Origin of the sequence: Arthrobacter oryzae (assembly GCF_003634095.1) — a bacterium.
GTDB lineage: Bacteria > Actinomycetota > Actinomycetes > Actinomycetales > Micrococcaceae > Arthrobacter > Arthrobacter oryzae.
Window position 1 is genome coordinate 24,131 of sequence record NZ_RBIR01000003.1, and the last position, 26,586, is coordinate 50,716.

At 68.2% G+C, this 26,586-nt stretch carries 20 protein-coding genes; 12 read left to right on the forward strand and 8 right to left on the reverse strand.

Annotated elements, in window-relative coordinates:
- Positions 1 to 25: 25 nt before the first annotated feature.
- The gene (locus C8D78_RS07770) at positions 26 to 886 is read right to left on the reverse strand and encodes a 3-hydroxyacyl-CoA dehydrogenase family protein (protein WP_120951940.1); all 861 of its coding nucleotides are present in this window, start codon (positions 884 to 886) and stop codon (positions 26 to 28) included.
- A gap of 11 nt (positions 887 to 897) precedes the next feature.
- The gene (locus tag C8D78_RS07775) at positions 898 to 2,109 is read right to left on the reverse strand and encodes an MFS transporter (RefSeq protein WP_167467878.1); all 1,212 of its coding nucleotides are present in this window, start codon (positions 2,107 to 2,109) and stop codon (positions 898 to 900) included.
- A 95-nt stretch (positions 2,110 to 2,204) separates the two neighbouring features.
- Here C8D78_RS07775 and C8D78_RS07780 point away from each other — a divergent pair, with 95 nt between their 5' ends.
- From C8D78_RS07780 to C8D78_RS07805, 6 genes are all read left to right on the forward strand, one after another.
- Positions 2,205 to 2,783, forward strand: coding sequence for a TetR/AcrR family transcriptional regulator (locus C8D78_RS07780; protein WP_120951946.1), 579 nt, complete (start codon positions 2,205 to 2,207; stop codon positions 2,781 to 2,783).
- Positions 2,784 to 2,823: 40 nt separating this feature from the next.
- On the forward strand, positions 2,824 to 3,879 hold the full coding sequence (locus tag C8D78_RS07785) for a zinc-dependent alcohol dehydrogenase family protein (RefSeq protein WP_120951948.1): 1,056 nt from the start codon (positions 2,824 to 2,826) through the stop codon (positions 3,877 to 3,879).
- Between the two features lie 120 nt (positions 3,880 to 3,999).
- Positions 4,000 to 4,317: a hypothetical protein gene (locus tag C8D78_RS07790; protein WP_120951951.1), complete on the forward strand. Its 318-nt coding sequence runs from the start codon at positions 4,000 to 4,002 to the stop codon at positions 4,315 to 4,317.
- 134 nt (positions 4,318 to 4,451) lie between these two features.
- A complete protein-coding gene (locus C8D78_RS07795) occupies positions 4,452 to 7,196 on the forward strand; it encodes a PEP/pyruvate-binding domain-containing protein (RefSeq protein ID WP_120951954.1) in 2,745 nt (914 codons plus the stop codon).
- Positions 7,197 to 7,309: 113 nt separating this feature from the next.
- Complete coding sequence (locus C8D78_RS07800) at positions 7,310 to 8,263, forward strand: alpha/beta fold hydrolase (protein ID WP_120951957.1); 954 nt, start codon at positions 7,310 to 7,312, stop codon at positions 8,261 to 8,263.
- A 148-nt stretch (positions 8,264 to 8,411) separates the two neighbouring features.
- Positions 8,412 to 8,615 (forward strand): cold-shock protein, encoded by a 204-nt coding sequence (locus C8D78_RS07805; RefSeq protein WP_009357211.1) that lies wholly within the window; start codon positions 8,412 to 8,414, stop codon positions 8,613 to 8,615.
- A 134-nt stretch (positions 8,616 to 8,749) separates the two neighbouring features.
- Here C8D78_RS07805 and C8D78_RS07810 read toward each other — a convergent pair whose 3' ends face one another.
- Positions 8,750 to 10,726, reverse strand: coding sequence for an APC family permease (locus tag C8D78_RS07810; protein WP_120951959.1), 1,977 nt, complete (start codon positions 10,724 to 10,726; stop codon positions 8,750 to 8,752).
- 268 nt (positions 10,727 to 10,994) lie between these two features.
- Here C8D78_RS07810 and C8D78_RS07815 point away from each other — a divergent pair, with 268 nt between their 5' ends.
- The 3 genes from C8D78_RS07815 to C8D78_RS07825 all read left to right on the forward strand — a co-directional run bounded on the left by C8D78_RS07815 (position 10,995) and on the right by C8D78_RS07825 (position 16,270).
- Positions 10,995 to 13,706, forward strand: a complete 2,712-nt coding sequence (locus C8D78_RS07815) for a DUF4118 domain-containing protein (protein WP_120951962.1) — start codon at positions 10,995 to 10,997, stop codon at positions 13,704 to 13,706.
- On the forward strand, positions 13,703 to 14,377 hold the full coding sequence (locus tag C8D78_RS07820; protein WP_120951965.1) for a response regulator: 675 nt from the start codon (positions 13,703 to 13,705) through the stop codon (positions 14,375 to 14,377). The genes C8D78_RS07815 and C8D78_RS07820 overlap by 4 nt, the downstream gene beginning before the upstream one ends.
- A 75-nt stretch (positions 14,378 to 14,452) precedes the next feature.
- Positions 14,453 to 16,270: a sensor domain-containing diguanylate cyclase gene (locus tag C8D78_RS07825; RefSeq protein WP_167467879.1), complete on the forward strand. Its 1,818-nt coding sequence runs from the start codon at positions 14,453 to 14,455 to the stop codon at positions 16,268 to 16,270.
- On the opposite strand, the gene C8D78_RS07830 is transcribed toward C8D78_RS07825, so the two are convergent.
- Complete coding sequence (locus C8D78_RS07830) at positions 16,267 to 17,400, reverse strand: acyl-CoA dehydrogenase family protein (RefSeq protein ID WP_120951971.1); 1,134 nt, start codon at positions 17,398 to 17,400, stop codon at positions 16,267 to 16,269. The genes C8D78_RS07825 and C8D78_RS07830 overlap by 4 nt on opposite strands.
- Positions 17,401 to 17,715: 315 nt before the next feature.
- Between C8D78_RS07830 and C8D78_RS07835 the strand changes: the two genes are divergently transcribed.
- On the forward strand, positions 17,716 to 19,458 hold the full coding sequence (locus tag C8D78_RS07835) for an AMP-binding protein (protein ID WP_120951972.1): 1,743 nt from the start codon (positions 17,716 to 17,718) through the stop codon (positions 19,456 to 19,458).
- Between the two features lie 2 nt (positions 19,459 to 19,460).
- Positions 19,461 to 19,967 (forward strand): MarR family winged helix-turn-helix transcriptional regulator, encoded by a 507-nt coding sequence (locus tag C8D78_RS07840; protein ID WP_120951975.1) that lies wholly within the window; start codon positions 19,461 to 19,463, stop codon positions 19,965 to 19,967.
- An 8-nt stretch (positions 19,968 to 19,975) separates the two neighbouring features.
- Here C8D78_RS07840 and ctlX read toward each other — a convergent pair whose 3' ends face one another.
- From ctlX to C8D78_RS07855, 3 genes are all read right to left on the reverse strand, one after another.
- Complete coding sequence (gene ctlX / locus C8D78_RS07845; RefSeq protein WP_120951978.1) at positions 19,976 to 20,929, reverse strand: citrulline utilization hydrolase CtlX; 954 nt, start codon at positions 20,927 to 20,929, stop codon at positions 19,976 to 19,978.
- A gap of 7 nt (positions 20,930 to 20,936) precedes the next feature.
- Positions 20,937 to 21,968 (reverse strand): ornithine cyclodeaminase, encoded by a 1,032-nt coding sequence (locus C8D78_RS07850; RefSeq protein WP_120951981.1) that lies wholly within the window; start codon positions 21,966 to 21,968, stop codon positions 20,937 to 20,939.
- Positions 21,969 to 22,129: 161 nt separating this feature from the next.
- Entirely contained in the window at positions 22,130 to 22,561 is a 432-nt protein-coding gene (locus tag C8D78_RS07855) for an Lrp/AsnC family transcriptional regulator (protein WP_120951984.1), read from the reverse strand.
- A 234-nt stretch (positions 22,562 to 22,795) separates the two neighbouring features.
- Between C8D78_RS07855 and C8D78_RS07860 the strand changes: the two genes are divergently transcribed.
- Positions 22,796 to 25,969, forward strand: coding sequence for a bifunctional cytochrome P450/NADPH--P450 reductase (locus C8D78_RS07860; RefSeq protein ID WP_120951987.1), 3,174 nt, complete (start codon positions 22,796 to 22,798; stop codon positions 25,967 to 25,969).
- Here C8D78_RS07860 and C8D78_RS07865 read toward each other — a convergent pair.
- Entirely contained in the window at positions 25,962 to 26,546 is a 585-nt protein-coding gene (locus C8D78_RS07865; RefSeq protein WP_120951991.1) for a hypothetical protein, read from the reverse strand. The genes C8D78_RS07860 and C8D78_RS07865 overlap by 8 nt on opposite strands.
- Positions 26,547 to 26,586 lie beyond the last annotated feature (40 nt).

Here is a 26,586-nt window from a genome sequence, read left to right on the forward strand (position 1 = left end):
GGTGGGGTGGGACGGACGGCAGGCCTCAGGTGTAGTCGTTGTAGAAGCCGCGGCCGCTCTTGACCCCGAGCCAGCCCTTGGCGATGAACTCCTGGAGCATGGGGGCAGACTTGTTCTCCACGCCGGCCACCTCGCAGTAGTGGTTCTCGATGTCGAGCACCACATCCAGGCCCACCTCGTCCATAAAGCGGAACGGCGTGGTTTCGGACTTGAAGACGTCGGCGAACAACGCGTCCACGTCGCGGGGCTCCGCCACGCCCTCGGCCACGACCAGCAGCGATTCGCGCTTGATCGCCGCCCAGATCCTGTTGAAGATGAAGCCGGTACTCTGCTTGCGCACCAGGTGCGGCATCAGAGCGTACTTCGGCAGCTCGGCCATGAGCAGCTCCATGATCTGCGGATCGGTGTGTCCGCTGGACATCAGCTCCACCGAACGGACCGCCGGGGGCATGTAGAAATGCATGTTCAGGACCCGTTCCGGGCTGCTCACGCCTCCGATGAATTCGGCGGAGGGAAACGAGGAAGAATTGCTGGCCAGTATGGCGTCCGGGGCCGCGAGCTGGTCCAGGTCAGCGAAGAGCGCCTGCTTGAGGCCAAGCTTCTCGGGGACCGCCTCGACCACGAGCCAGGAATCCCGGAGGGCCCCGGGGAGATCGTCCTTGGCCGCGAGCCGGACCGCCGGGTTGCCGCCAAGCTCCTCCACGGCGCGGTGGCGCTGCGTTGCGATGTACTCGACGGCGGCTTTGGCCACGCCGAGGTCCGTGTCATAGACACGCACCTCGGCACCCTGGAGTGAAAGCATCAAGGCGATCCGGCGGCCCAGGGTCCCGCCGCCAATGACGGTGATGGGCCGGTCCGCGAAGTTGACGGGGAGCGTGTAGGTCATGTCGATTCCTTTCAGGAGGCTGCTGCCGAAGCAACGGCCAGGTTAGAGCGGTTTGTGCGGGTGCCCTTGGCGATCAATACAAGGGCAGGGACGGCGGCAAGCACAAGGGCCACCCCGTAGATCAGCGTGGTGTTCTTCATTCCGGCGACCGGCACCAGCAGGCCCGCCGCCACGGCCGGGACGCTGAAGCCGAGGTAGCAGATGACGTAGATGCTGGAAAGCATGCCGATGCGCTCGTTCGGATCGCACAGGGGAAGGGTCATGCGCATCGCGCCGAAGTAGCCGCTGCCGAACCCGACCCCGGCCACGGCCGTGCCGGCGAAGTACAGCGGCGCGGAGCCCAGTTGGACCGCCAGCACCGTGACCAGAATCCCCGAAATCAACGCAATGACACCGGTGAGCAGCGTGTTCCGGTCCGACCAGCGCCGGACCACCAGGATGGCCAACGCACCGGGCACGAAGAGCGCAAAAAGCGCCAGGCCGCCGACCAGGACCGAGCCGTTCTTTGTCATGGCGTGCGCCAGCACCGGGCCCAGTGAGAGGTAGAAACCGGCAAGCGCCCAGGTCGCCGCCGCGACCGGCATGGTGGCGGCCATGGTACGCCGGGCCGCCAGCGGAATCCTCGCCTCCGGGACCAGGGAGCGGACCGCCCCCGGCGCCTTGCGGCCCGCGCTGGGCATCCACAGCAAGGTGGCCCCCAGGCCGAGGAGGAGCACGGCCACGACGAAGTACACGGCCTTGGTGGGCTCGGGCAGGAAACTGACCAGCGACGCCGAGCCAAGCGCCCCGACGGACAGCCCCACCGGGGAGGCCGCGCTGTTCACCAGGGATCCCCGGCCGCGCCGGGCGGCGCCTTCGAAGGCAAGCAGCGCCGCCCCGGCGGCACCCATGGCCGCTCCCGTGGCAATTCCCTGCAGGGCCCGGGCTGCAATGAGGACTTCCGGTCCGGGAGCAAACGCGAACGTCATCATGGCCGCGACCTGCAGCCCCACCGCCCCCAGGAGGACCGGGCGGGTCCCCACGTGGTCCGCCAGTGAGCCCACAATCAGCAGCGTCAGCAGCACCGCCACGGCGTAGACGGCAAACACGACCGTCACGGCCGCCGAGCCAAGGCCCCACTCCCGGGCATAAAACTCATACAGCGGCGACGGGGCCGAGGAGGCCCCGATGAAAACCGTCAGGAGGGCCGCGTGCAGCCAGAACGCGGTGCGGATGTTCTTCAATGCTCTTCCCAACCTACTAAAAGCACAATCTGTGCATTAAGAGGCTAGCATTCGAAACCCGCACTAAAGCGAAGAATCTGCATTAACATGGTGTGATGATGGCTACAGCGACACCACGGCCCGGCGGCCGCAGCGCCCGGGTCCAGCAGGCGGTCCACCAGGCAGTCCGGTCCCTGCTGGAGGAGAACGGCGGGGACCGCACGGGCCTTTCGGTGCCCTTGGTGGCTGAACGCGCGGGCGTGAACTCGTCCACGATCTACCGGCGCTGGGGTGATCTGCAGCGGCTGCTCGCCGCAGTCGCCTCCAACCGGATGCTGCCCGAGCAGGTGGAGGACACCGGATCGTTGAGAGGGGACATGGAAGCCTGGTTCGAGCCCTACGTCGAGGAGTTTTCCTCGCCGCTCGGCCGCCAGGTGCTGCGGGACATGCTCGCCGACGGCGCGGTGACCCGGGATTACTTCGCCCTCATGCAGGGCCATGTCGAGGAGATCCGGGACCTCGCCCGGGCCCGCGGAGAAGCCGCGCCGGCGGCGCGGGAGATCATCGACGTCGTGGTGGCGCCGGTGATCTACCGGATCCTGTTCAATCACGAATCCGCTTCTGAGCTGCGGGTCCGCGACAGGATTGTCCGGCTGCTCGGCCCCGGGGGAGCCTCGGCGCCCCGGGACGACTAAACTCGGACCCAGCCCACCCACCACCATGCGAGGAGCCCCCATGCGCGCCACCATCATCCACGGTCCCGGCGACATCCGCGTCGAAGACCGCGAGTACCCCACGGTCCAGCTGCCCACCGACGTCGTTGTGAAGGTCACGGCCTCCTGCGTCTGCGGCTCGGATCTGTGGCCCTACCGCGGGGTCAAGCCCACCCACAAGCCGTCCGCAATCGGACACGAGTTCATCGGGACGGTCGAAAGCATCGGCGAGGACGTCACTGAGCTCGCCGTCGGCGACTTCGTGATCGCGCCCTTCGTGGTCAGCTGCGGCAAGTGCCCCCAGTGCCTCGACGGCGTCACGGTCGCCTGCGACCACCTGGCCGGCTGGGGCGGCAAGGACGACGCCGGCTTGGGCATCGACGGCGGCCAGGGCCAGGCGGTCCGCGTCCCGCTCGCCGAGTCCACGCTGGTCAAGGTTCAGGGCGTCACGGATCCTGACGACGCCCTCCGTGCCAGCCTGCTCACGCTTTCCGACGTCATGGCCACCGGCCACCACGCGGCCCTCGCGGCCAAGGTCGGCCCGGGCCGGACCGTGGTGGTGGTCGGCGACGGTGCCGTCGGGCTTTGCGGTGTCCTCGCCGCCAAGCGCCTGGGCGCGGAACGGATCATCGCGATGTCCCGGCACGCCGACCGGCAGGCCATCGCCCGCGAATTCGGGGCCACGGACATCGTGGCCGAACGTGGCGACGACGGCGTGGCCAAGGTCCGCGAACTGCTCGGCGGTGTCCTGGCCGACTCCGTGCTGGAGTGCGTCGGGACCAAGGAATCCATGGACCAGGCGCTGCACAGCGTCCGTCCGGGCGGCGCCCTCGGCTTTGTCGGCGTCCCCACCGGCGGCGCGGAGGCCCCGCTGCGCTTCCTGTTCGACACCAACATCTCGATCGGCGGCGGCATGGCCCCGGCCCGGACGTACATCCCGGAACTGCTGGCCGACGTTCTCGCCGGCACCATCAATCCGGGCCGGGTGTTCGACTCGGTCATGCCCCTTGAAGAGGCCCCCGAGGCCTACCGCGCCATGGACGAACGGCGCGCCATCAAGGTCCTGCTGACTCCATAGCCGGACTCCCGACGGCGGCGGCGCCGCGCCGCCCGCGGCCGCTTGCCCTCGCCCTTGCACCCGCAAGGGCGAGGGTCTAGCGTGATGCCCATCAGCATCCGCCGCCGTCGAGGAGCCATCATGGCAAGGTTTGTGCAGATCATCGAATTCCAGTCGTCCCGCATCGAGGAGATCGAACAGCTCGGCCGGCCCTCGAGAACCGAGGGTTCCACGGCCCCGACGTTCGGACGCATCGTGGCCACGGCCGATCGCGACCGGCCCGGAACGTACCTCACGATCGTTGAGTTCGACTCTTACGAGTCGGCCATGGAGAACTCCAACCGGCCTGAGACCTCCGAATTCGCCGCTCAGATGGCCGCATTGTGCGACGGTCCGCCGGTCTTCCGCAATCTCGATGTGATGTGGGAGGACACCGGCGAGGCCGACGCCGGCCAGTAGCCCCGCTGCATCGCTGGGCAGAGGGATCCCGCCGCCGGGCACAAGCCCGCACGCGGCCTTAGTTGAATACGCGAACCGGACGTGGGAGCAGGGAAATGGGTTCTGCAGAGGGCGGGGCGCCGGAAAGTCTCGTCATGGATCTCAGTGAACTGGGCTCCGCTCCCCTGCCGCTCGCGGGCGGCAAGGCCGTGAACCTCGGCAGGCTCACGGCGGCCGGGTTCCCCGTGCCGCGCGGCTTTTGCCTGACCACCACCGCCTACTGGAAGGCGGCCCCGGCCGGGCTCGAGGCACTCGCGGCCCGGCTCGACGCGGCGCAGCCGGGGCCGGCGCAGTCCGGCGCGGCCCACCCCGCTTTGGCCCGCGCCGAAGAGCACCCCCCGGCGGACCTGCGCGAACTGGCCAGGCAAGCGCGGGAACTGATCGTGACCGCGCCGATTCCCGCCGATGTGGATAGTGCCGTCCGCGCCGCGTACGCCGCCCTCGGACCCGGCGCCGCCGTGGCGGTCAGGTCCTCCGCCACGGCCGAGGACCTGCCGTTCGCCAGCTTCGCCGGACTGCAGGATTCCTTCCTCAACATCTCCGGAGCCGACGCCGTGGTCGAGTCGGTCCGTCGCTGCTGGGCGTCCCTCTGGACCGAACGGGCGGTGGCCTACCGAACCGCCAACGGGATCAGCCACCGCGAGGTCGGACTCGCCGTCGTCGTCCAGGACGTCATCGCAGCCGCCGCAGCCGGTGTCCTGTTCACCGCCAATCCCGTCACGGGCACCCGGACCGAAACGGTCATCGATGCTAGCGCCGGGCCGGGCCAGGCGGTGGTCTCCGGCAGTGTGAACCCGGACCATTTCGTCGTGGATACGGCGACGGGACGTGTCCTGCTCCGCTCCCCGGAGCGGCCCCCGGCAGGCCGGCCGGCGGCCCTGGACGATGCCCGGATCCGCGAACTCTCGGCGCTGGGCGATACCATCCAACGGCTGTTCGGTGCCCCGCAGGATGTGGAATGGGTGATCGACGCTGACGGCAAAATCTGGGTGACGCAGTCGCGGCCCATCACCACGTTGTATCCGTTGCCGGACCCGGCTGCCGCCGAACCTGTTGGCGCGGAGACACGCACCCCCACGGACACCCGCGTGTACCTGTGCGGCACCCTGCTCCAGGGCCTGACACGGCCGCTGACCCCCATCGGGCTCTATGTGCTGGGCTCAATGCGGAACCGCAAGGGGCTGTGGCAGTTCATCAACCCGGGGCTGCGGATGTATGTGGACATGACGCCGTTTGTCCACAACAAATACGGCCGCCGCTACCTGCTGCGGATGCTCCCGCTGGCCGACGGGAGGTCAGCCGCGGTTTTCCCGTCGCTGCTGGAGGATCCACGGTTCGGCCTGCGCGAGAGGCCGCCGCGGCGGAGGCGTCCCGGCGCCGCGGCAGCGCCGGCCGCGCAGCCGGAGGCAGGCCGGGTCCCAGCAGGCGGCGCGAACACCATGGACAACGTGTCCCTTCTGGTTCGGATCATTCCGGCCATGCTGCGGGCCGCGGTGCGGCCGGCAGCGGAACTGCGCCGCGCGTTCGACTACGGAAGGCGCCTCGAGAAGGAGATGGTCCTGCCGGAGCCGGCTACCGTCTTTGGCCGGCTCGATCACGCCGAGCACGTCCTGGACCGCACAGTGGACGAACTGATGCTGGTCACACTGCCGGGGCCTTCTGTCGGGTATCTCATGCTGGCCGTCGCCCGCAGCCTGTTGCGAGGCATTGCTGAGCCGCGGGAACTCGAGGCGGTGCTGCGGGGGCTGCCGAACAACGTCACCACGGAGATGGACCTTGAACTCTGGCAACTGGCCGTCACCATCGGCGCGAATGCCGCGTCCCGCGAGGTCTTCCTGGCACACAGTCCCGGAGAACTGGCCGCCATGTACGCGGCCGGCACCCTTCCCCCGGTGGCGCAGACCGGACTGGGCGCGTTCCTGGACCGCTACGGCCACCGTGCCGTGGCCGAGATTGACCTTGGCATGCCGCGCTGGTCGGAGAAGCCGGACCATATCCTCGGCATGATCTCGAACTACCTCCGTGTGGAGGACCCAGAGCAGGCCCCCGACCGGCAGTTTGCCCGCGCGGAGGAACACGCGGAGGCCAGGATCCGGGACCTCGTGGAACGGACCCGGGCGGCGCGGGGCCGGCTCCGGGCCAGGGCGGTGGAGTTGTGCCTGCGCCGGACCCGGCAGCTGTCAGGGCTGCGCGAACTCCCGAAGTTCTACATCGTCCTCACGCTCGCGGAGATGCGCCGCCAGTTCACCGAGATCGGCGCCGAACTGGCCCGCTCGGGTTCTATCGCCGCCCCCGACGACGTGTATTTCCTGGAGTTCGACGAGGTCCGCGTGGGGTTGCGGGGCGCCGACCTCAAAGGCATTGTGGCGGACCGCCGCAGGCTTTACGACGTCGAACTGCGCCGCCGCCGGATTCCGCGGATCCTGCTCTCCGACGGCACGGACGTCGAGGCCGCGGTGATGGCGAAGTCCCCGGCTTCCGATGCCCTCGCCGGGACACCGGCGTCGGCCGGCAGCGCCACCGGAACCGTGCGGGTCATCCTGGATCCGGTGGGCGCCCACCTCGAGCCCGGGGAAATCCTCGTGGCGCCGTCCACCGACCCGGGCTGGACGCCGCTGTTCATGACCGCCGGCGCCCTGGTGATGGAGATGGGCGGGGTGATCTCGCACGGGGCCGTGGTGGCCCGCGAGTACGGCATCCCGGCCGTGGTGGGCGTGCCGGACGCGACCACCCTTCTGCGGACCGGGCAGAGAGTGACCGTGGACGGATCCGCCGGAACGGTGCGGCTGGTGGACGCCCCACTCTCGCCGGCAAAGTCCGCCGGCGCTCTGGCCGGATGATCCGCGGCCCGCTGGCTTTTTATTCGCGCCGGGCGGACGCCGCCTACCGGTTGCGGCAGGTCCCCGCAGATCCCCTGCAGATCCGCCGTGGGCCAGGGGGTTATGTTAGGGGCATGGTTTCTGCCGGCAGGAACGCGCAGGGCACCCCGGTTCCCGAGCCCGAGGGCTTCGGTTCGGGGCTGGTGGATGATGCCGCCCGCCGGGACGCCGGGCTGCCGGACTTCGACTGGTCCGTCCTGCCGGAAGGCGTGGTACGCGGGGAGTTTCAGGCGCCCAGCGGTACCCTGGCGACCATTGCCAGCGGCGATCCAGAGCATACCCGCGTCCTGCTCATTCCGGGTGCGACCGGCTCCAAGGAAGATTTCGTCCTCATGCTGCCCGAGCTTGCCGCGGCCGGCTACTTCGTCCTCAGCTGCGACATTGCGGGGCAGTACGAATCCGCCCAGGCGGGCCCGGAAAACCTGGACCCGCCGCGGCCCCATTACGACTACGAACTCTTCCGTGACGACCTCATCGCCATGCTCGACGCCGGCGAAGGCGACGCACACGTCGTGGGCTACTCGTTCGCGGCCACCGTCGCCCAGTTGGCTTTCCAGCAGCGGCCCGAGAAGTTCCGGAGCCTGACCTTGATCAGCTGCCCGCCGGAACCCGGGCAGTGCTTCCGCGGAGTGCGGTTCATCGGCTGGTTCAGCGGCTGGGTCAACGGCCGGGTGGGCACCGCCTTGATGATCTGGGGCATCCGCAGCAATGTCGCAAGGGTGGCGCCCAAGCGCCTGCGCTTTGTGAAAAGCCGTTTCGCGTATACGCGCCGCGCCTCGGTGGTCGACATCATCGGCCTCATGCAGCACACCCCCGACCTGCGGCAGCTGCTGGCGGCCGCGGCGCTGCCGAAGTTGGTCGCCGTCGGGGAACACGATCTCTGGCCGCTGGCGCTGCACCGCCGGTTCGCGCAGTCGATCGGGGCCAAAATTGCCGTCTACCGGGGCGGCCATAGCCCGAGTGAGACCTCGCCTTACCAAATCAGCCGGGACCTGATTGCGCTCTTCGATGGCCCCGCCGCGGCGTGACTGAAACAAGTTCCCGATGCGAAGACCCCCGTCAGACCCTTGCACAGGGGGCCGCCGACCCGTACGTTGGGGGACAGCGGACGAATGTCTCCGCAGCCGTTGGCCTTATGGCCGCCGGAGATCAGCAGCATTTCAGAAGGATAAAGGCATGGCTACAGGCACAGTTAAATGGTTCAACGCCGAAAAGGGTTTTGGCTTCATTGCCCCGGATGACGGGTCGGCCGACGTTTTCGCCCACTACTCGGCAATCGCCACGAGCGGCTACCGCTCGCTGGACGAGAACCAGAAGGTTGAATTCGACGTCACGCAGGGCCCGAAGGGCCCGCAGGCAGAGAACATCCGCCCGCTCTAAGTACACAGGATAAAGTCCCGGCCGCCCGGCCGGGACACATTCCCCGAAGACCACAACGCCCCTTACGGAGGATTCTTCCGTAAGGGGCGTTTGTGTTCCCGGCGTGCATCCGGGCGCGGGTCCGGCGTCGGCGCTTAGCCGACGTGGACCCAGGGCCGTTTGGTCACGTCGGGTTCGGCTTCCCGGAGCACTTCGCGGGTGACGGGGGCGATTTCGCCTTCCCCGAGGACGAGGAAGCGCAGCAGATTGCTGACCGGGTTGCCCTCGGTCCAGCGGAAATAGATGTGCGGCATCAGGCCGGTGACGTCCCGGATGTGCAGGAGCACGGAGGCGATGGTGTTCGGCACCACGGGCCCGTGGACCTCCAGGATCTGATACCCGTGCCGGGTCACCCCGCGTACCTCGAGCTCGGTCTCGAAGTCCGAGGAGTCGTCCACCACCACTTCCAGGAACACTGCCTGGTAGTCCACCGGCAGGTGGCTGACCTCGATCGCGGAGGTCAGTTTGTCCCGGTACGCCTCAGCGCTGAGCCGCCGCGGCTCGTGGGCGATGATCGCGATCGGTCCGGTTTCGTTGGCGGCCAGGAATTCCAGGGCCGGGGTGTCCATGCGCACGTGGGTGGCGTGCAGCTCGAAGGAGCGACGGATGCGCGAGAGCAGGGAAATGACGATGATCCCGACGATGAAGAGCGCGGCGATCCGGATGCCTTCGGGCCGTTCAAAGATGTTCGCCACCGTGGTGTAGATGAACACGACGGCGATGATCCCGAAGCCGACGGTGCGTTTGCGCTGTTTCCGGCGCCGGGCGGAGAGCGCCACGGCAACCGCCGCGGAGGTCATCAGGACCAGGACGCCGGTGGCGTAGGCACCGCCCTGGGCGTCGACGTCGGCGTTGAACAGCCAGGTGATCAGGAACCCGACCAGTGTGAACACCAGGACGAGGGGACGGACCGCGCGGGCCCACTCCGGCGCCATGCCGTACCGGGGCAGGTACCGGGGCACGAGGTTCAGGAGCCCGGCCATGGCGGAGGCGCCGGCAAACCAGAGGATAGCGATGGTGCTGAGGTCGTAGACGGTGCCGAAGCCAGCGCCAAGGTACTCGTGGGCGAGGTAGGCCAGGGCGCGGCCGTTCGCCTGGCCGCCCGGCTGGAACTCCTGTTCCGGGATGAGCACCACGGTGGTGAAGCTGGTGGTCACAAGGAACGCACTCATGATGACGGCGGCGGTGGTCAGCAGCCGCCGAGCGCCCTTGATCCGGCCCGCGGGGTCCTCCTCGGTATCCGAGGCATGGCCGCGGATCTGCGGCATGACCGCGACGCCGGTCTCGAAGCCGGACAGGCCCAGGGCCAGCTTCGGGAAGACGAGCAGGGCGATGCCCACCACCATCAGCGGGTTTCCGTGTTGGGTGGTCAGGGCCAGCCACCAGTTGTCGACGGCGACCGGGTGACGGAAGACCTCGAAGATGGTGGTGACAACCACGATGACATTCAGCCCGAGGTAGATCCCCACGAGCACGACGGCGACGCCGATGGCCTCCTTGAACCCGCGCAGGAACACCGCCGAGAGCAGGGCCAGCAGGACGAGGGTGACCGGCACGTTCTGGCCCTGCATCCACGCGGGGGCGAAAGGGTTTTCGATGGCGTGGGCGGTGGCGTCGGCGGCGGAGAGCGTCATGGTGATCATGAAGTCCGTGGCCGCGAATCCCAGAAGCACCAGGACGAGGAGTTTTCCGCCCCAGCGCGGCAGGAGCCGTTCCAGCATGGCGATGGACCCTTCACCGCGCGGGCTTTCGCCGGCGACCCGCCGGTACACGGGCAGCGCGCCGAGCAATGTCACAGCCACCAGGACCAAGGTGGCCAGCGGCGAAATCACGCCGGCCGCGAGCGCGGCGATGGCGGGCTGGTAGCCCAGGGTGGAGAAGTAGTCCACGCCGGTCAGGCACATGACCTGCCACCAGGTGTGCCTTTTCAGATGGCTGTCACTCACAGCCCCTGGACCCTGGTGGATTCCCTTGGCGTCCTGGAGCCCAAACAGCAGCCAGGTCCTGAAGTGTTCCCCCGAGCCGGGCCGTTGCGTCGAGGGGTCTGCCGGGGGCCGGCTGAGCGTGGTCATAGTGTCCTTTCCACACGACGCACCGCGCCGCTTCCGTCCGCGACAGTATCAGCGCCTGCGGCCGGCCAGGCCGTCCGGGGAACAATCCTGATGCTTCCTTAACGCGGCCCCTTAACGCCGCCGGTCAAGGCCCCGCCCCCGCGCAGAGTGGGAGCACACCTACGGCCACGTCAGGATCCGGGGCTTCACCGTCAAGGATGCGTTAAACCTTCTGTTCGGGGTTGCCCTCGCATCGCTTGCGCCCGCCTGCAAGTGACAGAATGACGACATGGCACGTGGAACGCTGCGGATCTTCCTGGGGGCCGCGCCCGGAGTGGGCAAGACCTACGAGATGCTGGAGGAAGCCCACCGGCTCGGCGAACGCGGCGAGGACGTTGCCGTGGCGTTCGCACTCGACCACGGCCGGGCCGACACCCGGGCCCTGATGGTGGGGCTGGAGATCCTGCCACCCCGCCACCTCAGCTACGGCGGTGCGGAGTTCGAGGAAATGGACCTGGATGCGGTCCTGGCCCGCTCCCCCGGGACGGCGGTGGTGGATGAATACGCCCACACCAACATTCCGGGCAGCCGCAACCAAAAGCGCTGGCAGGACGTGGACGAACTCCTCAACGCCGGCATCAATGTCCTCTCCACCGTCAACATCGCGCAGCTTGCGTCCCTCGGCGACGTCGTCAGTGCCGTCACCGACGTCCGCCAGGCGGATACTGTGCAGGCCGATACTGTGCCGGCCGAAGTGGTGCCGGATGACGTTGTGCGCCGCGCCGACCAGATCGATCTGGTCGACATCCCGCCCGAGCTGCTGCGCCAGCGGCTCAGCGACGGAAAGATCTACGCCGCGGACAGAATCGATGCGGCCCTGTCCAACTATTTCCGGCTGGGCAATCTGAGTGCGCTGCGCGAGCTGGCGTTGCTGTGGCTGGCCGACCGGGTGGATGAAGGCCTGGCCAGGTATCGGGCCGAACAGGGCATCGAAGCCAGCTGGCCCGCCCGCGAGCGCATCGTGGTCGGCCTGGCCGGCGGCCCCGAAGGCGAGGCGCTGATCCGGCGGGGGGCACGCATCCTGACCCGGGTCAGCGGCGGTGACCTCCTGGCAGTCCACGTGCGTGCCGCCGACGGTGTCGCCTCCGAGTCACCGCAGGCACTCGAACGGCAACGGCGGCTGGTCCAGGACCTCGGGGGCAGCTATCACATCGTGGCCGGGGAGGACCCGGCGGCCGCCCTGCTGGACTTCGCCCGCAGCGTCAACGCCACCCAAATCGTCGTCGGGATCTCGCGGCACAAGAACCTCGGGGGCCTGCTCGGCGGCCTCCTCGGCGGCGGAATCGGCACCCGGGTGGTGCGCGGCTCCGGCGACATCGATGTCCACATGGTCTCGCATCCTCTCGCCGGCCAAGGCACGGGGATCCTGCGCCCCCGCGACCTCGGCCGGATCCGGGTTGCCGTGGGCCTGCTCCTGGCGGTGCTCCTGCCGGCGCTGCTGCAATTGCTCCTCGTGTTCCTCAATCCGCAGCAGAACGTTGCCACGGCCATGCTCGTCCAGCTCAGCGGCTCCGTGGCGGTGGCCCTGGTGGGCGGATTGTGGCCCGCGGTCCTGGCGGCGCTGTGGAGCAGCCTGCTGGTGAATTATTTCTCCACGCCCCCCACCGGCAACCTGACCATCCGCGATCCGCAGAACTTCCTGGCCCTCTTCGTCTTCCTGGGCGTGTCGGCTGCCGTGGCTGTGGTGGTGGACCTGTCCGCGCGCCGTTCGAAGGAGGCCGCCCGCGCCAGGGCCGAGGCCACCACCCTCAGTGATCTCACCCGCGGGGCGGCGGGATCGGAGGACACCGTCCAGTCGTTGCTCGAGCAGGCCAGGACCGTCTTCCAGGTCCGCGGGGCGGCACTTTTCAGCGAGGACAGCCACGACGGCGGCACCTGGCGGCTGCTGGCATCCGCCGGTGACATCCCCACTGGCACAGTTCAAGAGGCCACAGGGAGCCCCGACGGCGAAAACGTCGAGGAGATCGACTCAACCACCCGGCTGGTTCTCTACGGACGGATCCTGCCGGCCAGCGACCGGCGGCTCCTCGCAGCCTTCGGCGTGCATCTGGCTGCCCAGTTGGAGCGCCAGCAGCTCGTGGCCAGCAGGCGCGAAATGATGCGCCTGGCCGAGAGCAGCACCATGCGCACATCCATCCTCCGTGCGGTCTCCCACGATCTCCGGACGCCGCTGGCCGGAATCAAGCTCGCCGTCGGCGGCCTCCGGCGGACCGGCGTCCGATACACCCCCCAGGAAGAGCAGGAGCTGCTCGCCACAATCGAGGAATGCTCGGACCGGCTGGACCTGCTGGTCGGCAACCTGCTGGACATGTCCCGCATCACCTCCGACTCGGTCAGCCCGCTGCTGCGCCCCCTCCGCTGGTACGAGGTGATCCCCGGCGCGCTGCACGGCGTCCCGCCGGGCCGGGTGCGGGTGGAGCTTCCGGCCAATATGCCCGAGATCGACGCCGACCAAGGCATGCTGGAGCGCGTGATCGCCAACATCGTCGAGAACGCCGTCAAGTACGCCCCGGATTCGGACATCGTGGTGGTGGGCGCCGCCGGCGGACTCAGCCCGGCCACCCTCCGCGGGCGTCCGGCGGGAGAGCTGCGCATCATCGACCACGGCCGGGGGGTCCCGGCCGAACGGGTTCTGGATATGTTCCGCCCGTTCCAGCGCCTCGACGATGACGCCCAGGGCGCCGGCGTGGGCCTAGGCCTGGCCGTGGCGAAGGGATTCACCGAGGCGATGGGCGGCCGGCTGACGGCTGAGGCGACGCCCGGCGGGGGCCTGACGATGGTGATCACCCTGCCGCTGTCCACGGGCGCACCTGTTGACTCCCCTCCGGACCGGGCCGCCTTTGAGCCGCAGTCGGCGCTGACCGGGCGCAGTCACCGGCCCCCGCTGGCCCGGTTCGAGCGGGCCCGGTTCGAGCAGGAGACCGGGCAGGAGACGCCATGAGTGCGGTTCTGGTGGTCGACGACGATCCCCACCTGTTGCGGGCGCTGCGCATCACCCTGCAGGCCCACGGTTACGAGGTCTCGACGGCGGCGGACGGACGGACGGCGTTGCTCAAAGCCATGCAGGCGCCGCCGTCGGTGGTGATCCTGGACCTCGGCCTGCCGGACCTTGACGGCACGGCGGTGATCCGGGAGCTGCGCGGCTGGAGCAGTGTGCCGGTCCTGGTGCTCTCCGCCCGCCACGGCTCCGACGACAAGGTCCAGGCCCTCGACGCCGGCGCGGACGACTACATCACCAAACCGTTCGGGCTGGATGAGCTCCTGGCCCGGCTCCGCGCCTTGCTGCGCCGGAGCAGCGAACCCGAACCCGAAGCGGTGGTCAGCACGGAGAGCTTCACCGTGGACCTGGGCAAGCGCAGGGTCAGCCGGGAGGGGCAGGACGTCCGGCTGACCCCCACGGAGTGGAAAATGCTGGAGGTGTTGGTCCGGAACCCGGAAAAGCTCGTCACGCAGCAGCAGTTGCTCTCCGAGGTCTGGGGGCCGGCGTACGCCAAGGAGACCAATTACCTGCGGGTCTACATGGCCCAGCTGCGCCGCAAACTCGAGCCGGACACCGCCAACCCGCGTCATCTGCTCACTGAGGCCGGCATCGGCTACCGGTTCATGCCCTAGGAGTTTTCGTCACAGTCTTCCCGACGGTTTTCCCGGGATTTTTCCATGCCGCGGCCAGCCGTGGATACTGGGGCAATGACTAATCCGAGCCCTCTCAACAGGGACGATGCCGGCGCGTCGCCGCTACCGGTGATCCCGGCGCAGCTGCGGGCCGTCCTCAACGGCATACCCGCCATGGTGGGTTATTGGGACTCGGGGCTTCGCAGCCGCCTGGCCAACGATGCCTACTGCGAGTGGTTCGGGCTCGAAGCGCAGCAGCTGAACGGCATGCATGTCCGGGACGTGCTTGGGGACGTGGCCTTCGAAGCGACCCTGCCGCTCATCGAGCGGGTCCTCGCCGGAGAGGCGCAGCGGTTTGAGCGGAGCCTCGTGGATGCCGCGGGCAAGCCGCGCTTCACCGAGGTGACCTACACTCCCGATGCCCGGGACGGTGCGGTGCAGGGTTATTTCGTCGTGGTCACAGATGTCACGGAGCGGGTGCTGGCCGATCGGCGCCGGCAGCGGGACATGGACCAGTACCGGGCCCTGGCCCGCAGCGTCCCCGGCGTCTTTGTGCTCCTCTTCGACGCCGAGTTGCGCTACCTGATCGCCGAGGGACAAGAGCTGGAGACCTTCGGCTACCGCACGGAAGAGCTCGAGGGCCGGCTCATCCAGGACGTGCTCAAGGGCGATCTCGCCAGCGAGCTCGAGCCGCGCTACCGCGCAGCCCTCGCCGGCAAGGAAGTCTCCTGGAGCCGGCAGATCGGCCATCGCACTTACCGGCTGAAGGCCGGCCCGGTCTATTCCGACGATGGGGCCGAGGCCGCGGCAGCGACGGGCATGGTGGTGGCCGTTGATGTCACCGAGCGCCTGCAGCAGCAGCAGGTGTGGGAGGCCCTTCACGAGATCGCGACCGCCGTCGCCCGCAACGCCGCCCCCACCGACATCTCCGAGCGGGTCGCCGCCATTGTCCGCGAGCTGTTCAACGTGGACTCCGCCGCCGTGGTCCGTTTCACGGGCGCGTCATCGGCGGAAATCGTGGCCATGGCCCCGGCGCTCCCGCCAACCTTGAGCCGCCGGCACATCTTCACCCCGAACGACGAATCCGCCACCGTGCGGGTGGCCCTGACGGGCAAGCCTGCACTCGTCGTTTACGGGCCGGAGGGCGGACCTGCAGCGGAGCAGATGCGCGCGGGCGGCTTCCAGTCCGCCGCGGCGGCGCCGGTCCGGGTCCGGGGAAGCCTGTGGGGCGTGGTGACCCTGACGTCGAAGTCCAGTACAGGCGTCACCGAGGCCATGATGGAGCGGCTGGCCCAGTTCGCGGAGCTGGTCGAGATCGCGATCGGCAATACGGAGGCCCGCACCGATCTGGAGCTCCAGGCCACCACCGACGCCCTGAGCGGCCTGCCCAACCGGCGGGCCCTGGAACTGCACCTCTCCGAGCAGATTGCGCTGGCCGGGAGCCGCGGGACGCACCTGAGCGCAGTTGTCTTGGATATCGACCACTTCAAGAGGGTCAACGACACCCACGGCCATCTGACGGGCGATGTGGTGCTGGCGGCAGTCGCTGCGAGGCTCCGGGCCGTGGCCCGGGCCGAGGAGATCGTTGCCCGGTTCGGCGGCGAAGAATTCGTGTGGCTGCTGCCGGGCACGGACGGCGCCGAGGCCCTGCGTGCCGCGGAGCGGGCCCGGGAGGCCATCGCGTCCGAACCGTTCGGGGACGTCGGGTTCCTGACCATCTCCGCCGGCGTCTGCGAACAGCGCGACGCGGCGGCCGGCAGCCTGCTGGACTGTGCGGACCGGGCCCTGTACGAGGCCAAGAATGCAGGCCGCAACCGCACCTCCCGCTACGGCCATGCCACCCCGGCCGGGCAAGAACAGGCCCGACCCGGGGCGGAAGGACACACGGGCTAGACGAAGGCTGACTTACCAGTCACGGCCCGGGCCACGATCAGCGAGTTGATTTCGTAGCTGCCTTCGTAGGTGTAGAGGATTTCGGCGTCGCCGAAGAGCTTGCCCATCTCATAGTCGCTGCTGATCCCGTTGCCGCCCATGAGCGACCGGCCCATGGCCACAGAGGCCCGTGCGAGCCGCGTCGTGGTGGACTTGGCCATCGCGGCCTGGACCATCTCGAGTTTGCCGTCTTCCTGGATCCTCGCGAGCTGGGCCATCAGGGCCAGCGAGGCGGTGGCGTTGCCAAGAATTTCGGCGAGCTGCTGCGCGATGAGCTGGAAACGGGCCAGTTCCTTGCCGAACTGGCGGCGCTGCAGCGAATAGGACCGCGCGACGTCGAACGCGGCCAACTGGATGCCCGCCCCTTGCCAGCCCACCCAGGCGCGCGAATCGCGCAGGAGCTCGTTCGCCTTGGAAAAATCGGTGGCGCCGGGCAGCATGTTGGCTTCCGGGATGCGGACCTCGTCCAGGACTATGTCCGCGTTCTGCATGATGCGCAGGCCGATCTTGTTGGCGATCTTCGTGGCGGTGTACCCGGGACGGTCCGTCTCCACGATGAAGCCCTTGATCTGCTGGTCGGCAACGTCCCGTGCCCAGACGAGGGCGAAGTCCGCGATGGTGCCGGCGCCGATCCAGCGCTTGGCGCCGTTGATGACCCACTCGCCGCCTTCCAGCCGCGCGGTGGTCGCCAGGCCCCCCGCGATGTCCGAGCCGTGGTCCGGCTCGGTCAGGGCGAAGGCCCCGAGCTGGGTGAAAGCGGTGAGGCCGGGCAGCCAGCGCGCCTTCTGTTCCTCGGAGCCGAGCTGGTCGATCATGCCGACGATCAGCTCGTTGTGGATGCCGACCAGCGCCGAAAGGGAGACGTCCGCGCGGGCCACCTCGACGTACATGAGCCCCTTGAAGAGCTTGGACGTGCCGTCCGTCTGCAACCCGCCCAGCCCGTATTTGCCGAGTTCCGCGAGCAGGCCGAAGGGGAACTCCTCGCGGTTCCAGTAGTCGATCGACGCGGCCCGGATCCGTGACTGCAGGAAGTCCCGGACCTCCTGGTACCGGAGCTGTTCGTCCGGCGGCAGCAAGTCCACGATGTACATGAGATCAGCGTCGGGAAACGGCGGCGCCGGCGGGGAACCGGCGTCCCCGGCAACTGCTGCCGCCGTGCCTGTGCTGAGTTCCGCTGGCGCTGGCTGTCCGCTGGCACTTCCTTGTGGCTGCACGGGCACGCATCCCTTCGTCATGCGCCGCCAGAGCAGCGCCGCTCTTCCAAACCCTTGGATGTCCTAGTATATTGCAGAGTGACGGGGATCACTAGGCAGGCGCCGCGCCGGGCCGGCTGGACCCCCGAGGCAACGGCGCCGTGCCACCGACCGCCCGGAACGGCTGCGCCAGAAGACTTCGAAAGGTGCACCATGACAGTGACTGATGAATTCCGGGCCGCCAGGGACCGGCTGCTGGCCCTGCGCGGGGACTACGAGGCCGCCCGCGGCGAATTCCAATGGCCGCGCTTCGAGGAATTCAACTTCGCCCTGGACTGGTTCGACCAGCTCGCGGCAGACCCCGCCGCCGGGAGCAAGCCGGCACTCGTGATCGTGGAGCAGGACGGGTCCGCGACGCGGCGCAGTTTCGCGGATCTCTCCCGGCGCTCGTCCCAGGTGGCCAACTGGCTGCGGAGCCAGGGCGTGCGGCGCGGGGACCGGATGATCATCATGCTCGGCAACCAGGTGGAGCTCTGGGAACTCATGCTGGCCGGCATCAAGCTGGGCATCGTCATGATCCCCACCACCACTCTGATGGGGCCCGCCGATCTCCAGGACCGGGTGGAGCGCGGCGGCGCGGCCTGGGCCGCCGTCGGGCACGCCAACATCGCCAAGTTCGCCGACGTCGCCGGTGACTACCGGCTGATCCAGATCGGCCAGGACGGCGACGCCGGCCCCGCCGCCGGCCGGGGCGAAGCCCTGCGCTACGAGGACGCTGCCGCGGCCGGCACGGACTTCATCCCGGACGCACCCACCCTGGCGGACGAGACACTTCTGCTTTACTTCACCTCGGGCACCACGTCAAAGGCCAAGCTGGTGGAACACACGCACACCTCCTACCCCGTGGGCCACCTGTCCACGATGTTCTGGATCGGGATGGAACCGGGCGACGTGCACCTGAACGTGGCTTCCCCGGGCTGGGCCAAGCACGCCTGGTCCAACGTGTTCACGCCCTGGATCGCCGAGGCCTGTGTGTTCATCTACAACTACGAACGCTTCGACGCCAAGGCGCTCATGGAACAGATGGACCGCGAATCCGTGACCAGCTTCTGCGCCCCGCCCACCGTCTGGCGGATGCTGATCCAGGCCGACCTCACCCTGCTCAAGAACCCGCCCACCAAGGTGGTCTCCGCCGGCGAACCGCTCAATGCCGAGGTGATCGACCAGGTCCACCGCGCTTGGGGACAAACCATCCGGGACGGGTTCGGGCAGACCGAATCCACCGTGCAGATCGCGAACACCCCGGGTCAGCCGATCAAGATCGGTGCCATGGGCAGGCCCCTCCCCGGCTACGACGTGGTGCTTGTGGACCCCGCCACGGGTGAGGAAACCGACGACGGCGAGCTCTGCCTGCGCCTGGACCCCCGGCCCGTGGGACTCATGAAGGCATACTACGGCGACCCGGAAAAGACCGCGGAGGCCTTCCGCGGCGGTTACTACCACACGGGGGACATGGCAAGCCGGGACGAGCGCGGCATCATCACCTATGTGGGCCGCGGCGATGACGTCTTTAAGTCCTCCGACTACCGGCTGTCCCCGTTCGAGCTCGAAAGCGTGCTGATCGAGCACCCGGCGGTGGCGGAGGCCGCCGTCGTCCCCTCCCCGGACCCGCTGAAGCTATCGGTGCCGAAGGCGTTCGTGGTCCTGGCCGCCGGACACCAGCCCGGCCCGGAGCTCGCCGAGGACATCCTGCGGTACTGCCGCGAGCACCTCGCCCCGTTCAAGCGGATCCGCCGGTTGGAGTTCGCCGAGCTTCCCAAGACGATCTCGGGCAAGATCCGGCGCGTCGAGCTGCGCCACAGCGAGGAAGTGCGCCACGGCGGCGGCCCCGTCCCGGACGGCTTGGGCGTCGAGTATTCCGACGCCGATTTCCCCGGGCTCAAGGGGCAGGGCTGAGCGTGGGAACACCGCTGCCGCGAGATCCGATCGCCGACGCCCGGCTGAACTGGGAGCGCCACGGCTGGTCCGACGTCGCCGCTCCGATGGCCGCCATCACCGCCATCATGCGGACCCAGCAGATTCTGCTGGGCCGGATCGAAGCCGTGCTCAAGCCGTTCGGGCTCACCTTTGCCCGGTACGAGCTGCTGGCCCTGCTGAGCTTCGCCCGCAGCGGTGCGCTGCCCATGAACAAGGCCAGCGCGCTCCTGCAGGTCCACCCCACCTCGGTCACGAACGCCGTGGACCGGCTCCAGGACGCCGGGCTGGTGATCCGCTCGCCGCACCCGACGGACGGCCGCACCACGCTGATCGAGCTGACCCCGGAGGGCCGCGCCCTGGCCAAGCGGGCGACGGCGGTGCTGAACTCCGAGGTCTTCGGCCGCTCGGGCTTCGGGGACCAGGACGTGGACCAGCTGATCCGGATTCTGGGCACGTTCCGCCGGAACGCCGGAGACTTCAGCGATTAGAGGACCGGTCAGCCCCCGACGCCGGCGGCGACGGGCCTGCGGTCGAGATGGATGCCGGCGATCATGCATCGCACGGACCCCCCGGCCAGTTCGATCGTGGGAACGTCCACGGGCAGCAGGGTGCAGTTTCGTTCGATGATGACCTTCTGCTCCGCCGTCAAGGTTCCCATGGCCCGCCGGGAGAGCGCCAGCACGCGGCCTTCCGCGCCTTGCAGCTCGATCGCGTTGCCTGCGAAATTGCTGATCTGGTAGGGGCTCAGCTCGATGACCGCCCGCCCTCCGGCGGCAAGCCGTTCCATCACCTCACGCCGGCGTCCGGCCGAGCGGATCAGGTCCACTCCGACCATTACGAAGTCTGTCGCGACAGTCATCATCACGTTGGTGTGATAGATGGCGGTGCCGTCTGCGTCAACCGCGTCGAACAGCATGGGCTCATAGCCGAAGTTCGTACAGAACCGCTCCAGCGCCACGGGATCGGCCCGGCGGGATCGTGCGGCATAGGCCACACGGGAGCCGTGGTCCAAGACCATGGCCCCCGTTCCCTCCAGGAAGACGCTGTCCATTTCCAGCCCGGAGTAATCGATGACGTCCTGCACCCGGTACTGGGTCTTCAGGAAGTCCAGGATGTCGCTGCGGCGCTCGTGGCGGCGATTGGGGGCGCACATCGGGAAGATCCCGATGCGGCCACCCGCATGGGTGGAGAGCCAGTTGTTGGGAAACACACTGTCCGGGCGGGTTTCGTCATGGTCCTCGAACACGTGCACCGTGACGCCGGCCGCCTCCAGCGCCTCGGCCAGCCCCGACACCTCGTGACGGGCGGCGGCGGCCAGCGCTTGCCGGTCCCCGGGATGAGCCGGGATCCGGAAGGCCGCCTGGAAGGCATTATCCAATGCCGTCGCCTCGTTTGGCATGAAGTTGTGCGGCCTCACGAGAACGACGGCGGAGGGGGCTTGAACGGACATCGCAGGCTTACGAGCCGACCGGGGAAAGGGCGCCCACGAGTCCGAACAGGTTCTTCGGGTCCTCCGGGCTGGCGACGAGGTCGATCTCCACGAAGAAATCGGTGCCGGCGACGGCGTCGCGCACGAACCGCAGGGCGGAAAAGTCCTCAATGGCAAAGCCGACCGAGTCGAAGATGGTGATCTGTGCATCGTCGACTCGTCCGGCCGCTTCGCCGGACAGGACCTGCCAGAACTCCGTGACACCAAAGTCTGCCGGCATGTGCTGGATCTCCCCTTCGATCCGGGTCTGGGGTGCGTATTCGACGAACACGTCCCCGAGTCCGAGGATCGCCGGTTCAAGCTCGGTCTTCCCGGGGCAATCCCCGCCGATGGCATTGATGTGGACGCCCGGTTCAATCATGTCCGCCGTGAGGATGGTGGCATTGGCCTTGTCCGCGGTGCACGTCGTGATGACATCGGCTCCCCGCACCGCATCCGCCGCGGATGTGGCGATCGTGATGTCAAAGCCCAGCGGCGCCATGTTGGCCACGAACTTCTTGAGCGCGGCGGGATCCGTGTCCCATACCCGGAGCGTAGAGATCCCCAGTGCGCTCCGGAACGCGAGGGCCTGGAACTCGGACTGGCTTCCGCTGCCGATCATCGCCATGACGCGCGAGCCGGCACGGGCGAGTTTCTTGGCCACCATGCCGGAGGTCGCCGCGGTGCGCAGCGCAGTCAGGACTGTCATCTCGGTGAGGAACGTGGGATAGCCGTTGTGGACGTCGGCCAGGACGCCAAACGCCGTCACGGTCTGGAAACCACGCGCAGGGTTGGATGGGTGGCCGTTGACGTACTTGAAACCATAGGTTTCGTGATCGCTCGTGGGCATGAGTTCGATGACGCCGAACGGCGTGTGGCTGGCGATCCGGGGAGTCTTGTCGAAGGACTCCCAGCGCCGGAAGTCATTCTCGACGTAGTCGATCATGCCGGAAATGATGGTCTCCGGCCCGCGTCCGGCAGCCCAGCGCACCATGTTGTGGACATCGACAAAGCGCGTCATCGCGCCTCCTCATTCTCTAGTTAGTTGCTGATGCCACAACTCTAGGATTCGGCGATATGCAGTCTCAATTGCCAAACGGCAAGCTTTTTGTTGTGAGAGTGAGCATAATGACGACACTCGTTGTGCATTTTGCTAACTTGACCGTTTGGGCCCCGTGATCCCTAGCGCAGCACGGAGCTCAGCAGGAGGCTCGTTTCGCTGTTGACAACGCCATCGACGCCCCGGATCCGGCCCAGCACTTTGTCGAAGTCGACAAGACTCTCGGTGCGGAGTTCGGCAACAAGGTCCCACCCGCCGTTGGTGGTGTGCAGTGCCGTGATCTCGGGAAAGCCCCTGAGCTGGCGGATAACCCTGTCCGTCGTCCTGCCTTCCACCGCAATCAGAGCAACGGCGCGAATCGCCAGCGGGTCGAGCTCATCGCGCACCCGGACCGTGAATCCGACGATGGTCCCGGATGCCACAAGCCGCTCCAGCCGGCTGTTGACCGTAGCCCGCGCAACATCCAGCCGGCGCGCCAGGCTGGCCACCGAGGCCCTGCCGTCCTCACGGAGGGCGGAGAGGAGCCTGCGGTCAAGATCATCGAGGGTGGTCATTGTCACAATGTACGTCCAGGCTCAATATTTTGCTACTTCTATCAATGAAAAGTAAGGTCACTGATCGTTGAATCGGCATATCGCTTACGCCCCGGTCCCGACCTATCGCCCCTATTGCCCGGGATCTGTGCGGAGTATCGTGGATCCGGGCAGGGCGGTCCCGTCCCGCCCGGCAGGAATCCCCACAGGAAACAGTGCTCACGAGCGTCAATCGGCGACCGCTTAGGAGGGCCCATGCTTTTCCCCAGTGTCCCCATTCCCCAGCCTCCCCCGCGGCCCGTCGTGGGCAACCTGCCTGATATCGACTCCAGCAAAGGCATCCTGGGCCTTGTGGAGGTCGCCGAGCAGTACGGCCCTATAGTCCGCATCCAATTCTTCAACCGCAGCATCGTCGCCATCTCCTCCCAGGAGCTCGTGAACGAGGTGTGCGACGAATCCCGCTTTGGCAAGGTCCTGGGCGTTGCCCTCCGGGAGGTGCGGCAATTCGCCGGGGACGGCCTGTTCACCGCTGAAACCCGGGAGCCTAACTGGCAAAAGGCGCACCGGATCCTGATGCCGGCATTCGGCCCGGCGGCGCTCAAGCGGATGTTCGTGGGGATGGATGACATCGTCGAGCAGCTCCTGCTCAAGTGGGAAAGGCTCGGCCCGACGGCCCGGATCGATGTTCCGGACAACACCACCCGCCTGACGCTGGACACGATCGCCCTGTGCTCGTTCAAATACCGGTTCAACAGCCTCTACCGGGAGGAGATGCACCCCTTCGTCGGGGCCATGGTCCGCGCCCTGGTCGAGTCCGGGGGCCGGGCCCGCAGGCTCCCGGTGCAGAACAAGATCATGCTGCGCCGGCGGCACCAGCTTGAGGAAGACAACGCCCTGATGTTCGAGGTCGCCGAGCAGATGATCAGCGACCGGCGCCGCAATCCCAGCCCGGCGGGAAGCGAGGACATCCTCGACACCATGCTCACCGCGGCGGACCCGGTGACCGGCGAGCGGTTGTCCGATGAGAACATCCGCCATCAGATGGTCACCTTCCTCATTGCCGGGCACGAGACCACCAGCGGTTTGCTCTCCTTCACCCTTTATGAACTGCTGCGGCATCCGGCGGTTCTGGCCAAAGCCCAGGCCGTGGTGGATGAGGTCCTGGGCACCGAGAGCGCCCGGTTCGAGCACCTTCCCCGGCTCGGGTACCTGGACCAGATCCTCAAGGAAACACTCCGGCTCTGGCCCACCGCACCGGCCTTCAACGTGGCCCCGTTCGAGGACACGAGGCTGGGCGGCCGCTACGAGGTCCCCGCGGGCCAGCCCATCCTGGTCCTGCTCCCGCGGCTGCACCGGGACAAGGCGGCATGGGGCGAGGACGCCGGCCTCTTCGATCCGGAGCGGTTTTCCCCGGAACGGGCCGCGGCAATCCCGGCCAATGCGTGGAAGCCCTTCGGCAACGGGCAGCGGTCCTGCATCGGCCGGGGTTTTGCCCTGCAGGAGGCCATGCTCTTCCTGGCCAAGCTCCTGCAGCGCTTCGACATCACCGCGGCGGACCCCGGCTATGAACTGCAGATCAAGCACACGCTGACGATGAAGCCGGAAGGGCTCTTCATCCATGTGCGGCGGCGGGACGTGCCGATCGAGACGGTGCGCCCCGCCGCCGTCGAACATGCCCGGCAGGCGGAAACGCCGGGCGCAGCCCCCAACGGCATCCCGATCCGGGTGCTTTATGGTTCCAACGCCGGCACGTCCCAGGACTTCGCCCAGCGCATCGCCAACGACGCCGGGAGGCGCGGCTACAGCCCCACCATCGGCCCGCTCGATCAGGCAGCCGGCGGCCTGCCCACAGAGGGGCTGGTCGCAATCGTGACGTCCTCCTACGAGGGGCAGCCGCCGGACAACGCCCGAAAATTCGTGGCCTGGACAGAGGGCCTGCAGCCGGGCAGCCTCGCCGGAGTGCGGTACGCCGTCTTCGGCAACGGCAACAAGGACTGGGCGCGAACGTACCAGGAGGTGCCCAAGGCCATCGACGCCCGGCTCGAGGCTGCCGGAGCCGTGAGGATCTATGCCCGGGGCGAAGCCAACGCCCGCGGCGACTTCTTCGGTGATTTTGAAGAGTGGTATGCGGGATTCTGGCCTGCGGTGGACACAGCCCTCGGGCAGAGGACCAGCCCGCCGACCGCGCAGCCGCAACTTCAACTTCAGTTTGTAGGCAACGTCCGGGATCCGCTGCTGCGCCAGAACGGGCTGGCACTGGGTACCGTCGTCGCGAACCGGGAACTGGTCGATCTGGCCAAGCCCGGCGCCCGGTCCAAACGGCACGTCGAGATCGCCCTGCCCGAGGGGATGAGCTACCGGACCGGGGACTACCTGGCCGTCCTGCCGCTGAATCCCAGCGCACTCGTACAGCGGGCCTTGGCCCGTTTCAATCTCGATTACGATTCGCACGTCCAGCTGAGCATGGAGCGGGGCGACACGTTCCTGCCCACGGGCGCGCCGGTGGCCGTGGGCGAACTGCTGAGCAGTTACGTGGAGCTTGCGGTTCCCGCCACGCGCACGCAGCTCGAGGACCTGGCCGATGTCGCGGCGGATCCGGCCCACCGCGGAGAGCTTGAGTCCTTGGCGCAGGACCGCGGCCGCTACACGGCCGAGATCCTCGACAAGCGGGTCTCCATCCTGGATCTGCTGGAGACGTATCCGTCATGCCAGCTCTCATTCACCTCGTTCCTGCAGCTGCTGACCCAGCTGACCCCCCGGCGGTATTCCATTTCCTCTTCCCCGCTGTGGAGCCCCGACCACGCGACCCTCACCTTCGCCGTCATCCAGGCTCCGGCGTGGTCGGGCCGGGGCATCTTCGAAGGCGCGTCTTCGACATACCTGGCCCAGGCCAGACCCGGGTCAAGGGTGGCGGTGACGGTCCGCCCGTCGAATGCGGCTTTCCACCCGCCGCCGTCCCTGGCCGTCCCGCTCATCATGGTGTGCGCCGGGACCGGGGTGGCGCCGTTCCGCGGGTTCGTCCAGGACCGGGCGCTGCGGGCGGAGGCCGAGGATACGACGCCGGCGCCCGCTCTGCTGTTCTTCGGCTGCCGGGCCCCGGACACCGACTTCCTGTACCGCGCGGAACTCGCCGCGTGGGCGGACCAAGCCAACCTCGACCTGCGCCCCGTCTTTTCCACCGCGCCCGACGACGGCCTGAAGTATGTCCAGGACCGGCTTTGGGCCGACCGGGCCGACGTCGTCGAGCTGGTCCGGCAGGGCGCCACGGTCTACGTCTGCGGCGACGGCAAGCACATGGCGCCGCAGGTCCGCGATACGTGCGCCCTGATCTATCAGGAGGCGGCCGGGGTCTCCCGGGCGGACGCCGACGCGTGGATGGATGAGGTGGAACGCACCCACGGCAGGTACGTGGCCGACATCTTCACCTGATGGCGCGCAGCCGCTCCCGCAGCCCGGCCGCAAGTCCTGCAATGGTCAGGAGGTCGAACAGGCCGCCTCCGATTTCCACGAGACGACGGCGGTTGACCCCGGAGAGCCGGAGCCGGAAATGCACCCGGGTCCCTGCCCCGGCGCCTGGCCCGTCACCGCGCGGGGGTCCAGCGCCCGGCACCGGCCGCAGCACGATCGCCCAACTGACAGCCAGCGCGCCGCGTTGCGAGCGGTGCACCAGGACCCGTGGCGGGTCCACGGCGGCGATCTCGAAGGTGGCCCCGGGGCCGCCCCAGTCTGCAATGACGTCTCCGACGCGGAGGTCCTGGAGCGCCGGGTCAATGCTCCGCAGGGCCCGGCGCCGGCCCGGGATCAGCGCTTCTGCCCAGCGGGGCAGGTACCAGCCGGAGCGTTCCTTGCCCAGCTGGGCGATCCACGGCCAGACGGTCTCGGGCGGGGCCGCCAGGTCGAAGCCGCGGTCCATCACCACATCCGGGGCGGCGACCAGCGCATCGCCGGGCATGAAGGCCCGGACCTCTTCCGCGGACGGACCGACTCCCAGGAATCCGGTGTTCATGTGTGCCTTCCTGCCGGCGGAGTTCAACGCTTCGTCGCGG